The 15,709-nt window shown below is 38.9% G+C and carries 9 protein-coding genes and 4 pseudogenes; all 13 read right to left on the bottom strand.

Annotation, left to right across the window (positions count from 1 at the left end):
• Positions 1 to 64 precede the first annotated feature (64 nt).
• Positions 65 to 1,690: a DUF6311 domain-containing protein gene (locus P2W74_RS08525; protein WP_276294689.1), complete on the bottom strand. Its 1,626-nt coding sequence runs from the start codon at positions 1,688 to 1,690 to the stop codon at positions 65 to 67.
• A gap of 401 nt (positions 1,691 to 2,091) precedes the next feature.
• Positions 2,092 to 3,118, bottom strand: a pseudogene (locus P2W74_RS08520) (integrase core domain-containing protein).
• Between the two features lie 482 nt (positions 3,119 to 3,600).
• Complete coding sequence (locus tag P2W74_RS08515; protein ID WP_328517920.1) at positions 3,601 to 4,401, bottom strand: glycosyltransferase; 801 nt, start codon at positions 4,399 to 4,401, stop codon at positions 3,601 to 3,603.
• Position 4,402: 1 nt separating this feature from the next.
• Positions 4,403 to 4,723: a glycosyltransferase gene (locus P2W74_RS23415; protein ID WP_328517917.1), complete on the bottom strand. Its 321-nt coding sequence runs from the start codon at positions 4,721 to 4,723 to the stop codon at positions 4,403 to 4,405.
• Positions 4,724 to 4,728: 5 nt separating this feature from the next.
• Positions 4,729 to 5,865, bottom strand: coding sequence for a glycosyltransferase family 4 protein (locus P2W74_RS08510; protein WP_276294688.1), 1,137 nt, complete (start codon positions 5,863 to 5,865; stop codon positions 4,729 to 4,731).
• Positions 5,865 to 6,763: pseudogene (locus tag P2W74_RS23485) on the bottom strand (GDP-mannose 4,6-dehydratase). The gene P2W74_RS08510 and the pseudogene P2W74_RS23485 overlap by 1 nt, the downstream one beginning before the upstream one ends.
• A pseudogene (gene gmd / locus P2W74_RS08495) lies at positions 6,763 to 7,802 on the bottom strand (GDP-mannose 4,6-dehydratase). The pseudogenes P2W74_RS23485 and gmd overlap by 1 nt, the downstream one beginning before the upstream one ends.
• 33 nt (positions 7,803 to 7,835) lie before the next feature.
• Positions 7,836 to 10,937 (bottom strand): glycosyltransferase, encoded by a 3,102-nt coding sequence (locus P2W74_RS08490; RefSeq protein ID WP_276294686.1) that lies wholly within the window; start codon positions 10,935 to 10,937, stop codon positions 7,836 to 7,838.
• 144 nt (positions 10,938 to 11,081) lie between these two features.
• The gene (locus tag P2W74_RS08485) at positions 11,082 to 12,035 is read right to left on the bottom strand and encodes an FkbM family methyltransferase (protein WP_328517919.1); all 954 of its coding nucleotides are present in this window, start codon (positions 12,033 to 12,035) and stop codon (positions 11,082 to 11,084) included.
• Positions 12,036 to 12,054: 19 nt separating this feature from the next.
• Complete coding sequence (locus P2W74_RS08480) at positions 12,055 to 12,294, bottom strand: class I SAM-dependent methyltransferase (RefSeq protein WP_276294684.1); 240 nt, start codon at positions 12,292 to 12,294, stop codon at positions 12,055 to 12,057.
• A pseudogene (locus P2W74_RS08475) lies at positions 12,291 to 13,516 on the bottom strand (ABC transporter ATP-binding protein). The gene P2W74_RS08480 and the pseudogene P2W74_RS08475 overlap by 4 nt, the downstream one beginning before the upstream one ends.
• Positions 13,516 to 14,310 (bottom strand): ABC transporter permease, encoded by a 795-nt coding sequence (locus P2W74_RS08470; protein WP_276294683.1) that lies wholly within the window; start codon positions 14,308 to 14,310, stop codon positions 13,516 to 13,518. Before P2W74_RS08470 ends, P2W74_RS08475 begins: the two are co-directional and overlap by 1 nt.
• Positions 14,310 to 15,689 (bottom strand): phosphomannomutase CpsG, encoded by a 1,380-nt coding sequence (gene cpsG / locus P2W74_RS08465; RefSeq protein ID WP_276294682.1) that lies wholly within the window; start codon positions 15,687 to 15,689, stop codon positions 14,310 to 14,312. Before cpsG ends, P2W74_RS08470 begins: the two co-directional genes overlap by 1 nt.
• Positions 15,690 to 15,709 lie beyond the last annotated feature (20 nt).

The raw sequence follows: 15,709 nt of genomic DNA, 5'->3' as shown, positions 1-15,709 counted from the left end.
ATAACAACTATAACCCCAAGAATTAAATAGCACTAAAAAGCAATTTGGTATAAATATTCCCCAATCAAGATTTAGTGTATGACATAGGTGACTTCATTAATCCAATCACGTAAACGCCATTATCTTCGAAATTATATGTTCTCTGATTTACCCTACCCAATACTTTCTCATACTGAGTTTTATCCTTAAATAAATAAACAGCACCTTCCTCCAAATCTCCTGTACTTATAGCTTTGCCAATATCTAAGGTTTGTTTGTTCCAAACATCCATATTAACCCTTGCAAAATAACCAAAGCTTATTTTCATATTATTTACGGATGCAAAATAGGCATATTTTAAATAATCATCACCAAATAACCAAGGAGAGGGGGTGAGTATTTTCTCATAATTTTTTGCGACATACGACCAATTTGAGCCATTAAGTGTGTACCCATGATGGTAAACTTCAAAGCCATTTTTTCTAACATTTAAAACATGATGGACATCGTAAATCTGTAAAACTGCGCAAGAAAACAAAATAATAATAGCAGTTCGAAATTTGAAATATTTATAAATCCCAACAATAGATACAGTAAATATCAAATAGTAAACAATCCAAAAAAATCTTCCTGACGCTCTAAAAGTATTAGTGATACTCTTCATAAAGTTAGGTATATAATACTCCAATAAAATATCATTGCCCCAACTAATGACATTACTTAATGCATAAATAGTTAATGCTATCGATAGCAATAACAGTGGGATATGTGTAGATAACTCATCGCTGATATTTTTTTTTGTGCGTTTTACACCAAAAATCGAGAAAACCAGCAATAACATCACACCAGCACCAATGTAATTTAACCCTTCATACTCTCCCTTACCTGCAGGTAACGGATTTATAATCGATGAAAATGGTCCATAATAGGGATTAATTATTGAGTTCAAGTTTAGCTTGTAATACCCAAACCCTCCTGATGAGAAACTCCCTGATATAGTAAAATATCCAATAGAGTACATTGCCAATAATAATAATGAAAATGACAATACAATGTGCAAGATAATCGCTTTCGTTGATATTTTTTTCTGATAGACTTTATTAGTTATATCTAAAATCCAAATAGTCAAAGTCATAGCCAGAAGATAAGCATGGACCCATGAGGAAAAAATTAATAATGCGATCCAATTTTTAAATGTAAACTCACGATTAAAATATAGGCAGAGCGCCCAGAGAATCAACCAATGAGCAGCTAAAGCGAAGTGCCCTCCAATTCTATCAATAAATGGAATCGAAATCACAAAAATGATACTTGCCAGTAGTGAATAAATATCATTCCCAGTTATTTTCTTTATTAATGTAAATGAAAAAAATCCCTGCAGGCAAAAGCAGAGCAGTAACCACAGCCCAGTATATTGAAATTCCACTGGCACCATGCCAGAGAATATTTTGAAAAAGACAGAAAATATAGGTATTGAATCAGTATAAACGATTGAGTTATGCAACTGAATTCCATATCCATAGTTTTTACCAATTGGCCACTGAAGTAAAGGTGTATGCCTAAAAAACTCCCAACCAATCCAATGCTGAGCAGCATCTCCATTCATTAAAAAAGATATATTTGTGACATTAAGTGGTGAGATCCCTACACAAAGGGTGAAAAATATAAATCCGATAGCAATAGAAAGTAGACCGTAAAAGTTAAATCGCATCAACTAATATCCCCACCAATTAAAATATAGAAAAATAACTCTAATTCTTTATGCACACACAGCCCCAGATAGATTAAGAGTAAACAGTTTAAACCATTTTTTTTAGAAACACCCACCTACTTTATTAGCCGAAATTTTCACATATATCTATAAATACCATATTCATCAAATATCACTCCCTCCAAAAAATATAAAAATGACAGTATAAAATACTCCTCATCATTAATTACCCCCTCATGATACATATGTTATTAAGGGGTGAGCCAGATGCAGAGGGAAACTTATATCAGCGATGAAGTTAACTTTTTAATAATTTCCAATACAAACCTGAAATAGTAGCTCACGTTAAACTAAATCAATGAACACATATAATTAGAAGCCATAGTGCAAATAGACCCGTTTTAGTTCCATGCACTTTTTGAGATCCCGGCCTTGTCATGTTATTCAGTGATTCGTGCAGGCGTTCATTGTTGTATTCTGACAACCATTTTCCGGCATTTCCCGCACTTCATAAAGGGTTCTGAATAGATAAAAATCGAGTATTTCTGTACGATACGTTTGGTTAAAGCGTTCTATAAAAGCATTCTGAGTTGGTTTACCCGGCTTGATAAATTCCAACTTTACTGCATGACTCTCTGGCCATGCGGCCAGCGTCAGAGAGATAAATTCCGGCCATGCTACTTATTTAGTCTCTGACTAATGGCTACGGGCTGGGCTGGGCTGGGCTGGGCTGGCAGATTCAGGTCTATTTCGATCCACTACGCTTCACGATTAAAGTCATCAACGACATTGAACGTGTGAAAACGACGACCACAATCAGAGCGTCATGCAGACCAACTCTGGTTTAACGCTTTTGGCGGAGCCACCGGTGATGGATTATACGCACAGGCAGACGCTGTTTACCTTTGCAGTGAAAATTCAGCTTAAGCAGACAGTAAATACGGTGGATCCTTTTATGATTCCACTGGTATTCCTGCCGCTGCAGAATCTGAAATAACTTTGGAAAACCATATCGTGGATGCCGTTCGGCGGCAGCCTATAATGCGAAAATAACAGGTTCATCACGAGCAGTATCCGGGAGGTAATGGTAAACCGTTCTGCTCAGATTCAGACTCCGGCAGGCCTGACGAATACGGAGCCCGAATGTCGTTGTCAGATGCGTTTACCAGCCTCACGATTAAAGGCTGGTTTTTAAAGCTTCTTTTCGATAACATCTTTCAGTGCCCGGTCCTCAAGACTGAGATCGGCAAACATCTGTTTGAGGCGTCGGTTCTCATCCTCAAGATCCTTTATCTTTTTTAATATCGGATGCTTCCATACCACCGTATTTTGACTTCCAGTTGTAATAAGTGGCTTCAGAGATACCAGCTTCCGTCAGACATCCTTAACAGTTTGTCCGGCTTCAACCGATTTAATCACGGTGATGATCTAATGCTCAGTAAAACGTGCTTTACGAATAGCGATCTCCTTCGTTGGCAGAATGATTATGCCGGAAGATCTCTAAATGTGAATGGTACGATTATGCGGGATACTGACAATACCAGCCACTAACATTATGTCTGGAATAAAGAAAATGCCCAGTAATAACTGATAGTTATGGGCAACGCGGCGACAGAACGTCATTGGTGAGCAAAAATAACTTCCATAATTAGTACAATATAAATAAATTCCCTTTAAAAAATATCACATCCAAATGCCAAGCAATAGATAATTTAATATACTCGATCCGCTGACGCCTCAAATATTATTTGATTTACGCAACGTATTTTTGAAAATAAAACTTTAGAAACCCTCCTGTAAGTTAAAATATTTTAATTCCATTCATAACACTAAAACGCTGTAAGTGCAAAAGTATTTTCGACCAATAAAATAAAGAACACTTTAGCCATAGTTCTATTAATATACAAGACTCAAGAATTTTTACTTATCATAGCATTATAAATACTATGATATCCTTTTATCATTTTTTGTGATGTAAATAATTCATAAAATCTTGTTTTTGCATTTTCCCCATACTGCTTGGCCAAATCTTCGTTTTCCCACAGTTGAATCATCGCACTTCTAAGTGCGATTTTATCTGATGGCAAAACCACTAAACCAGTTTTTTTATTCAGATTTATATAACTTGTTCCAGTGCCGATCTCACAGGAAATCAAAGGCTTTCCATATAAAGCACCTTCCAATAAAGTTATTCCAAATGCTTCTGAACGAAGATGTGATGGAAAAACAACAGAATAACATAGCGTTAATAAAGCAGCCTTATCCTCATCTGGTAATGCCCCTACGAAATGGACATGGGAGAGATTCAACTCTTTTGCTCTTAATTTCAGCTCGGTTTCTACCGTACCCCCACCGACAATTACAACAGGTAAAGAGGTTGTATGTACTGCCTCTAATAGAGTATGTAACCCTTTGTAATATCTAAAGGCACCTACAAACAAGAAAAATTTATCTCCAAACTTATTTTTCCAGTAACTTATCCTTTCGTCATCCGCTTTTGGATAAGATTTTTCGTCTAATCCATAAGGGACAACTTTGACTTTAGATTTAAATTTCTGCAAAACAGGGCTTGTTTGAGCATAATTTGGTGAGGCTGCCACAATACAATTAACTGAGTTCAAAAAACGGTTCATCAATGGTGTGTAAAGCCGTAAAAAAGATTTTTGCTTAACAATATCAGAGTGATAGCTCACGACCGTAGGTTTTTTTATTCTACAACATGAAATGCAGCATATCCATAAAAGGAAATGGATAGTGATAATGGATGATGTCGGCTTCCTGGGCCAGTTTTTTAAACTTACGGATACAAGATAAGGAAAAAGGAGTCGAAGCTATCTCAAAATTTGCTTTAGAATAAAAAACTCGTTGCACACCAATATGTACGTTATCTATATCCCCGCGTTTGCTGAGTGTAAGTATTGTTGGGCATACCCCATATGCAGAGCCTGACTCACTCAATTGATAAATAACCTGCTCAATTCCACCAAACGTATCGGGATAATAAGTTTTATAGAAGTGCAATACTTTCAACATTAATCTTATTCTACCTGTTTATATGCTGCAATAGTCTCAATTGCGCATCTTTCCCATGAAAATTGGCTCGCATGTACCTGCCCGCATTCTGAAGCCAGCGTTTGCCACGATGTATCCTCAAGGCTTTTTCTGATTAGATTTGTTAATGTGTCAACATCCATAGCATCGCACATTAATGCACTTTCGCCTGCAACTTCGGGAAGAGAGGAACTGTTTGAACATACGACCGGAGTGCCCGTTGCCATAGCTTCCAGTACAGGTAGGCCAAATCCCTCATAAAGCGATGGAAACAAAAAACTTACAGCCCCGGCATACAGTGCGGGTAAATCAGCGGCAGGAGTAAAGCCCAAATAATATAACCATCCCTCACGCTCACCTTTTGCAAAGCGACGATGAAGTAGCTCACTGCTCCACCCTTTGAAGCCGCTAATAACTAAAGGTATATGTTGTCTGATAGGTAATGGCAAACGCTCATACGCGTCTAATAAGGTGCCAATGTTCTTTCTTGGCTCAATAGACCCAGTGAATAAGCTATAGCGTTTGAAACAAAGTTGGTATTTATTTAAAACTGCAGAGATCTGGTTTTCACCATAGGGCCTAAACTCACCACTGCATGCTAGTTTTGCAGTAAATACACGATCTTCCGGGAGGCAAAAATAATTAATTAACTCTTTTCTTGTAAAATCAGAGTCAGTAATAAAAATTTGGGCCCGTTTTACAGTCTGCAAAAGTTCTTTCCGCATATACCTGACTCGTTCTGGTGGATGGCACTCAGGTAAAGTAAATACAGAAAGATCATGGAATGTTACTACACAGCGGTCGACTTTTGGTGGTAGATAAAAATTTGGACCATGGTAAATGGTATCTTTATGTTTTCTTAATACATGAGTTTTTAACCACGGAGCCGTAAGGCGGTAAGTCTCGGATGCAAGTCGACTCTTTTTTATATATTGCTTCAACCCTTCGGTTGAAGACCCTGTCTCTCTGGCAGAAGGAAGTTGCTGTGTAAGTTTCCTACCATTTAAAAAAAACAGTTCGGATATATCTGTACTCACCGATAATCGATTTGCTAACTCATACGCATAGCGCCCAATGCCAGTCAATGGATATTTAATTGCGTCAGTTCCGAATATAACTTTCATTACTCGCTTTCCAACATCCAGCGCAAAGTGACCTCAAGTGGTGGGGACATCCAGTCAGGGATAAATACTTGAAGTTTAGATGTGTCACCGCTCAGAGTTTTTACTTCATTCGCGCGAACAAAAGCAGGATTCACCTGAATATCAAGATGATGCCCTGTTATTTTTTTCACACAACTCAATTACTTTTCTTAAGGAGTATGTTCGCCCAGAACAAATATTTATTACTTCGCCAAAAGGTTTGGCATGCAGTAATTTAACATACGCTTTGCTTAATGCACGGACATCAGTAAAGTCACGCCATACATCAATATTGCCAAGTTCAATTGTGGGTGATTTAGCTTTGAAATGCTTGACTATTTTGGGTAGTAAAAAATTATCTGTTTGACCTACACCGGTATAATTAAATGGCCTGGTTATAAATATTGGAAGCTTATCCATCCACAAATGAGACATATATTCCATCGCCAACTTACTCACCGCATAATCATTTGCTGGATTGACGACTGTCGATTCGCTTAACTTTCCTGCAGTACCATTGCCATAGACATTTGCGCTACTGGCAAGCAGTACAGCATCCCAGAGGTGCCAGGCTGGAACTCAAAGCTTGTAATAGATTGCGGGTACCCAGAAGATTGACATTATAGAAAGCATCCGCATCACCATGCCCAACATAAGCTATTGCCGCAAGGTGGATGACTACATTAGGTTTAATGCGATTAATAGTGTCAGTCAACCCAGAAATATCAGTAAGATCGACCTGATAATAGTCAGGATCATCAAATGGCGCAGCCCCAAGACCAAAAACCCGATATCCGGCAGCGGACAACTCCGCTGCCACATAGCGGCCGGTAAACCCGTTAATCCCTGTTACAAGGGCATGTTTTCCGGCGCCAGACATCAGAATGAAAATCCTTGCTGGTTACGACGCAAGTCCGCGTCTACCATCATCTGGCACAACTGCTCCAGTGTGGTTTTTGGTTCCCATCCCAGAATCTCTTTCGCGCGAGCAGGATCGCCAATTAGCAGATCGACTTCGGCAGGACGGAAGAATTTAGGATTCACACGAACAAGGGTTTTACCAGTTTCGACATCAATTCCAACTTCTTGCTCATCTTTACCTTCAAAACGAAGAGTATAGCCAGCTGCCTTAAAAGCCATAGAGACAAAATCACGAACGGTTTCAGTTCGGTTTGTCGCCAAAACAAATGTATCAGGTTTTTCAGCCCGAGAGAATACGCCACATACCCTCGACATACTCTTTTGCATAGCCCCAATCGCGCTTAGCATCCATATTACCCAGCTCCAGAACATCCTGTTTGCCAAGCTTGATCTTCGCAACAGTGTCAGTAATTTTACGCGTTACAAACTCCTGGCCACGTAATGGAGACTCATGGTTAAAGAGAATACCGCTGGAGGGCAAAAATATTGTAGCTCTCACGATAGTTCACCGTCATCCAGTGGGCGTAAAGTTTAGCAATACCATACGGACTACGTGGATAGAACGGGGTGTCTTCTTTTTGAGGAACTGCCTGGACCAGACCAAACATTTCAGAGGTCGATGCTTGATAGTAGCGAATTTTAGGGTTTACTATTCGAATAGCTTCCAACAAATTCACTGGACCAATACCCGTAATTTCAGCAGTCGTCACGGGCTGATCAAATGACACACCCACAAAACTTTGCGCAGCAAGGTTATAAACTTCAGTTGCTCCAGTCGTTTGCATCAGGCGAATACTTGAAGAAAGGTCGGTCAGATCATACTCAACAAGATGCAGATTAGGGTTATTTTTAATCCCGAGCTCTTCAATACGCCAAAAGTTGACCGAGCTAGTACGACGGTAGGTACCATAAACTGTATAGTTTTTATCCAGCAAGAGCTCAGCTAAGTAAGCGCCATCTTGTCCAGTGATACCTGTAATAATTGCAATTTTTTGCACAGAATATTTCCTATTTCAGTTCATTTACTAAAGTTACGAATTTAAAAAATCAACCATCCACTGAGGAACCGTTTCATTCTCTTTTTCGAAACCCAATAGCAGATTTTCTTTAAAACCTGGAGTAATTGCGTAATGTTTCTCTAATACAAAGAGTTCACGATACTTTTCAGGATGTTTGCGATAAAGCAAAGCATCTTTCTGGAAAAAATTCGAACGGCTTGCTAGTGACTCTCGTTCTTTTGATCGTGGTTGCGCAGGGTGGAATACCTCTACATCTTTTGCATAAGGTACCATCCCAATTTTTTGCATACGCCATCCAAAATCGGTGTCTTCACGGAAATGGGGACGATCAAATTGTAGGTCGAACCCGCCAAGATAATGAAATACTGCAGTTCTAACCATTAAATTTGCGGTCATAAAACCAATGCCTTCAAAGCCGACATTTGTTACAGGACGCCAGTTTTCATCACCGTGATGGTCTGACGTAATTTGACCTTCTACACCAACAATATCTGGGATATTAAAATATTTACGTGCATTTGCCAACCAATTCGAGTCAGGACAGCAATCATCATCAGTAAAGGCAATTACTTTGCCTTGAGCTAGCATTGCCCCGGTATTTCTCGCTGCCACAGCACCTTTTACGGGAGAATGATAGTAGCAAAGTGGGAAGCCGAAATTTCGTTCAGATTCCGACCAGGGAACCGCACTTTGATCTATTACGATCACTTCAAAATCACGCTCAATTTGACCTTGCAAGCAATGCATAAGATCAAGCAATTGCTCTGGGCGTTCATAACTTGGAATAACAACAGAGAAAAAGGGCTGTGGTTGATTAGCGAGTTCAGCACGTGAAGATAACATCTTCCCGACAATATTCGAGATTCGTTCCCAAGAATAGCTATTCTCAACACATTGGCGCGCTGCCACACCAATAGCCCTACAATATTCATGATCAAGCAAATTATGTAAAGCAGAACTAAAAGCTTCTACAGTTGGTTCAACAACAAGCATTGCATTTAATCCAGCCGTATCTATACCACGAGCACCAATTTTTGTTGTAACTGTTGGTAAAGCCATGGACATAAAGTCGAACATTTTAATATTCGTGCCAGAACCCGAAAACATAGGATTTACGGCCAAATCCGCTGCAGTTAGCCACAAGTCTCTATCTTTATCGCTAAGAGGTCCTGTCAAATGTACGTTCTTACATTTAACCTTGCCAACCACAGTGCTAACTCCACCGGCAATGATAAAGGTAACCTCAGGAACTTCTGGTGCCAATTCTTCTGCAATGAATTTAGCAGCTTCGACATTTGGCCCATATGCGCTGCCAATAAAAATAGCTAAACGATTGTCAATGGAAAAATTTAATGCTTTCTTAGCCGCTAACCGCTCATTATCCCCTGGAACAGGACGTGTAAAAGCCATCACTCCATTAGGAACAACTCGCATTTTTTCTGGTGAAAACTCATAAATACGATTAAAACGTAATAAGTCTTCTTGTGAACATGCAAGAATGAGATCTGCTCGCTGGCCTAGTAAATACTCATCAGAAATAACCTGTCGGATCGCAGCTAATTCGGCCATATTGCTCTCATCAAATAGTTGAGCACGCAAATAACCTTCTACATTCTGCGAATCATAAATAATAACTTTTCCCTGCAATAAACTTGGGTCAATGAGAGGATAAACCCAAGGGTGAGAAAAGACGACTACATCTGCCATTTTGATATTATCTATAACACCTGACAAATAATCAGATGACAAATGTCCTTGCTGGCTAAAGACAACATCGATTACTGTCTTACCATTTGCCTGAGTAGCCCATTCTTGGGCCGCAAGATGATGTTCTTGACTTAATGGAATATCAATTTCTTCTAAATTTGGGCTCAATTTATGACGTCGATAATTTTCTCCTGGCCAATCATAAGAACCCACATACGTAGCTTTAACATTATCGCCTAGGTCGTGATAAACCCCAAGTAAGCGTAGGCGACCACCTCCAACAGGAGGATCGATTGGTTGCATATCAGCAATAGTGACATTTATAGGCAATTGTTTTAGCTCAATATTCGGAGCCATTGCAGCAGATACTAATTGTTTAGCCACAATTGGCCATGACATCCCTTGGATTTTTTCATAGCCCTTCCCCCCCATCACTGCTGCAAGATCTTTATTGTTAAAGATCCATTCAAAACCTTCCCTCAAAGATTCACTAGTCGGCTCACAAATAATACCAGTTTCTTTATGCTTAACGAAGTATGTGGGTTCGCCAGAATCAGTGCAGGTGATTACAGGTTTACCACTGGCATAACCTTCAAGTGTGACGTATCCATAGTCCTCTTTTTTGGGCACAAACGCAATCGCAAGGGCATTAGCATAATAATCTAAAAGCTCTTCATCACTAAGGCGTCCTACAAATTGAATTCTGGCATCACAACCAGCCAATTCTTTTAATTTTTCTTCAGCCTCACCAGTACCCGCAATAACTAATTTTAAAGGTAAGTTAGATGCCTTAATAGCATTAATCGCGAGGTCAACACGTTTCCATGGGTGCAGTCTTCCAGGTAAGAAAAAGTAATCCCCCATTTCGCCCTGTTTAAACCCGTTAACACCTAATGGAGGATGAATAACATCTGAGTGTATTCCTCGCCAGCGGTATAGACGCTTGGATACTTCATGACCAATGCAGAACTTTGCCTTGATTTTACTAATGGCATCAAAGTCCCATCGATGAAGCATTGCCCGTTCAGCTAAACGCATCGTATCGCATTCAGGGAAGCTTTCGTAAAACATATCATCAAATACGCGAACCGTATGAACCAGGTACATTACGTGATTCGGATGATTAACAGCAAAACTTGGAGTTTTGGTCGAAATTACGGCATCATAACGACTCAAGTCCAATTCACGGCAATATTGATAATTATTTTTTATTTGTTCAAAGGAGGACTCATCGGCAATCACAGGAACAATTTCAGCTTCACAACCGATTTCTATTAATCCAGCTAATAAACCTTGATAGAACCGTTCAGCGCCACCGACTTCACCCTTGGCTGACTCTGTGGTTAGTACAGCAACACGCAGGCCTTTGAAATTTTCTAATTCGGAGTATTGATTGCAGTAATTCACTACTCACCTCGCTCTTCTGTGGTAGCTTTAAGCTCATTTTTGATTCTATTATGCAACTCATCAACACTTAGCGAATGAATTGTTGCAAACGGTAAAACTGTATTACTTTTATAAGAAACCATTTCATTTTCAGGAAATGTAGTTTTAGGATGCATTATTTATAAAAACACCTAAATAAGCAGAACGGACTATGGAATAAAGGCCTATTTTTTTTATAATGTTTACTATTTGATATCTTAGTTTAGGATGTTTATTTATTTGATTAATTAACTTTCTTATCAGTTTTTTTGATAGCCACGAATGTTTAAGTGTGGAATCATTCTTCTTCCCATGTTTTAATTGTCCAATCAATCTTACCGGTGCCGTAATACGCCATGAAGTACTATTTAAAATTTCACCCACATATTTCTTTGTTATAGCATTCTCATGCTCAAGTTTTTTAACATGTTCTAAAATAACTTCATACTTTTTGGAAAGCTCATTATTAGTTACACTAAGCTTCTCATTTTCCAAAGAAAGCAGGTTATTAGCTATGCTAACCCTCTCATTTTCTGCAGATAAACTCAAATTTTTTTGAGATAACAAATGGTATTCTTCCGTAATTTTAACATTGTCTTGCAATAAGGAAATATTTTTTTTCTCAAAAATTTTCACCTCCTGCAAGGCTGAATACTCACTATATGTTTGGTAGTCATCAAAAATGTTAGGTGGGTATTTCAACGACGGAAGAAGTTCTATATGTTCAGCAGAAACATAAAAACGGTTTAAGCCATCGGCATATGCAAAAACATAATTTTCAGCGACAAGAAGTTCTTCGAGATCTGAATATCTGTCAATTTGGGTATTTGGGAATGTTGCTTCTACGACAACAATCCATGGTCGATATTTACTCCAGTCATTTCCTTTAAGGACTGAAATTTCTAAACCTTCGACATCTATTTTTAAAAAATGAATATTCTCAGGTTCATATTCTGCGCACACTTCAGCTAAAGTTTTAACTTCAACATTATGCCATTTGCCTATATGACCATTTTTTTCGTGGGTCTCTGCAACATGGCGGTCAAGAGTAGCCCAACCACGCACTTCACACTCCCAAATATCTAAATTCCCTTTAGACTCACTTATTGCACAATTTAGATTTATATCTTCTTGGTCGTTCCAACACTAATTTTTTAAAATGTGTATTTATTGGCTCAATATTTATACCATGCCAACCATTATTGTAAAACGAGTTAGTCACAGAGTCAATAAGTGGATCATTGGCACCAACATCAATATAAAATCCATTTTCTATATTTTTTAGTGCTTTCCAGAGAACAACATCTTCTAAATTTTGTGCATATGAAATAAAAGTCATCTTTCATAAACCCCTATTTTCGGGTCGAGCCAAGTTAAACCAACGAATTTAGTTTTATCAATATTCACTACATTAAAAAGCAAAGCTAAATCACGCCATTCATAGTTATTGACTAAATGACTATCAGTACTAACGAGTGCGGTTTGTATCGAATAACTTCCGGGCCCGAGGTTCGCGTCAAAACTAAAATCATAGACAACAATAGATCCAGCCTTCACATTCTCAATAACTTTATCTTTAAAATCAGTATTAGTCCCATATAAAACTTGTCCCAAACGATCTTTAATGCCATAACCTAATACTAACCGGGGGAATATCTGCATTGACCTTAACTTCAACATGCAAAATAACAGCTTGACCAACATTGATAAACTCAACGGTATTTTTATGCTGATCTAGTAAACATATTTTTGAGACTTCAGCCTCGCCCGTACCAGATATTGTCTGGATTTTACCTTCCGATGTGGTTTTTTGTTCTACTTTTTGATTTTGTTTTGCTGCGAGCAAAGCATTGTAGTAATCCATTACAGCTTCAGGCTCTCCTTCCATCTCGATATGCCCAGCATTTAGCAAAATCGCTCGATCACAAATACTCTGAATCGCTTGTTTATCATGTGATACAATTAATAGTGTCGTCCCTTGACGCCGAAACTCACGGATTCTTTCGAAGCTTTTATGCTGGAAATAATCATCACCTACAGATAGTGCTTCGTCGACAATTAGCACATCTGGTCGTACAGCGGTGGCAACGCTAAATGCCAAGCGCATTTGCATACCGCTAGAATACACTCTCACAGGACTATCAAGATAGTCACCAATTTCAGCAAATTCTTCAATTTTTGGCATCAGATTGCTAATGGCTTCGGCATGTAAGCCCATTAATTGGCCCGCCATGTAAACATTCTGGCGCCCCGTGAAGTCAGGATGAAATCCCATACCCCAGTTCCAACAGAGCCGCCACTCTTCCAGAAATATGAATACTTCCTTTAGTGGGTTGACTTGTACCGGTAATCATTTTCAGAAGAGTACTTTTACCTGCACCGTTAATCCCGATGATCCCAACAGCTTCACCAGGACTAACTGTAAAGTTAATATCCTGCAATACCCACTTTAATCGATGCTTAATTATATTTCCAGGACAAAACCATTCAATTAATCGCGCCCAGCGATTAGGGTATTGCTTAAATGCTTTACCGATATTGCTTACACTGATAGAACCCATTACAATTCATCCACCATTTCTGCCGCCCTGCGTTGAAATAAACGCATACCTAACATACAAAGTAATAACCCTATTATTGTCGCGTGCAATATACTATTCCAATCTGGCAGGGTACCTTTGACCAATACTGTCTGGCAGGCCATTACAATGCCGGACATGGGATTAAATGAAATATATTCTCTCAGGTTTTCAGGCAAAATCGCTACAGAGTAGACAATTGGTGTTAGCCAAAACCAAAACTGCAAAAATATTCCAAAAAATTGGCCAACGTCGCTAAAAAATACATTAAGCACGCCAATAGTCATGCCAAGGCCAATTGCGAATAGAATTAATATCCCAATGATTGGAATAAGAGAAAGTATAACAATACCAGGGAAAAAGCCACTAATCAGTAAGAAAGCGCAAAATATAGAAAAAACGATAATAAAATTAAGTAAAGCACTACCAACTATAATTGCCGGAATACATGCCCTGGGGAAATTTATCTTCTTTAATAAGTTTCCGTTATCAACAAACATAACCTGTGAACGTGATACTATTTCAGAAAACAATCCCCAAGTTAATACTCCAGCACAAAGATAAATGCTATATGCAAATGAATGATCGACTCCTGGTAATTTTGCCCGCATGACTTGAGAAAAAATCACAGTATAGATGATAATCATTGCCAGTGGATTTAAAATATTCCACAGAAAACCTAATAATGAGTTTCTATATTTAGATTGAAACTCACGTTTAATACTACCTAAAATAAATCCTCGGTAACTCCATAATCCATTAATAAGACTACGCATTATTGGTGAAACCTCATTATTATTGACTCTATTTCTGTAACTTTTTGCTTGACAATTTCTTGATCACCTTTTGCCTCGACATTCAAGCGCAATAATGATTCTGTATTTGAACAACGGATATTAAAACGCCATTCTGGTGATTCAAAAGACAAACCATCAATTTTATTAATTACCGTGGAATTTTCATAAGCAATTTCAACCTCATCAAGGATCGGAGCAACATCAACAACCTTATAATTAATTTCACCACTGCAAGGAAACTTGCTGACTCGATGATTAAGAAGCGAATCTAATGTATTATTTTTCATGGAAATTAGTTCAGCCACCAACAACCATGGAATCATACCGCTGTCACAATAGGCAAAATCACGGAAATAATGGTGCGCACTCATTTCACCACCATAAGCAGCATCTTCTTTACGCATACGCTCTTTGATAAAAGCATGGCCAGTTTTGGACATGATCGGCACACCACCTGCTTTGGTCACAATATCAATTGTGTTCCATGTCAGGCGAGGATCATGGATAATTTTTGCTCCAGGTTCTTTTTGCAGGAATGCTTCAGCCAGCAAACCAACAATATAGTAGCCCTCAATAAATTGGCCCTGACTATCAAACAGGAAACAACGGTCAAAGTCGCCATCAAACGCAATGCCTAAATCTGCGCCATGCGCTTTTACAGCATCGGTAGTATCCTGCCGGCATTCTGGCAATAGTGGGTTAGGGATACCATTTGGAAAAGTACCGTCTGGTTGATGATGTACTTTAATAAAAGTAACCGGAACATTTGCAGCTTTAAAACGCTGCTCAATAGCGTCGATCACATGACCTGCTGCCCCATTTCCGGAGTTAACCACCAATTTCATTGGGCGAGTAAAGCTCGCAAAATCAATGTAGCCCATCAGGTGATCAACGTAATCATCCAGAACAGAGATCCGCTTATAGTTGCCACGTTGATTTTGCTCAACCGGCGCAAAATCATTCTCTTCCGCCAAACGCTGAACATCACGCAGCCCGGTATCACCGCTGATCGGTTTCGCATTTTCACGAACCAGTTTCATCCCATTGTAATCCATAGGATTATGGCTTGCTGTAACCTCTATGCCGCCATCCACACCAAGATGGAAAGTTGCAAAATAGATTTCTTCCGTCCCGCTCAGACCAATATCCAGCACGTCAGTTCCGGCATCCATCAGGCCATTTGCCAATGCAAGCTTCAGGCTCTCACTGGTCAAACGTACATCACCACCCACCACTATTGTTTTGGGTTTTAGAAATTCGCCATACGCACGTCCAATGCGATATGCAATATCTTCATTTAACTCTTCACCTAATTTTCCACGAATATCATAGGCTTTAAAACAGGTTAGCTTGGACATAAATCTTGTTACCTTCAAAT

The sequence above is a fragment of the Citrobacter enshiensis genome (genome assembly GCF_029338175.1).
GTDB lineage: Bacteria > Pseudomonadota > Gammaproteobacteria > Enterobacterales > Enterobacteriaceae > Citrobacter_D > Citrobacter_D enshiensis.
Note: the sequence above shows the minus strand (reverse complement) of the source record. Positions and strands in the feature narration are given on the sequence as shown.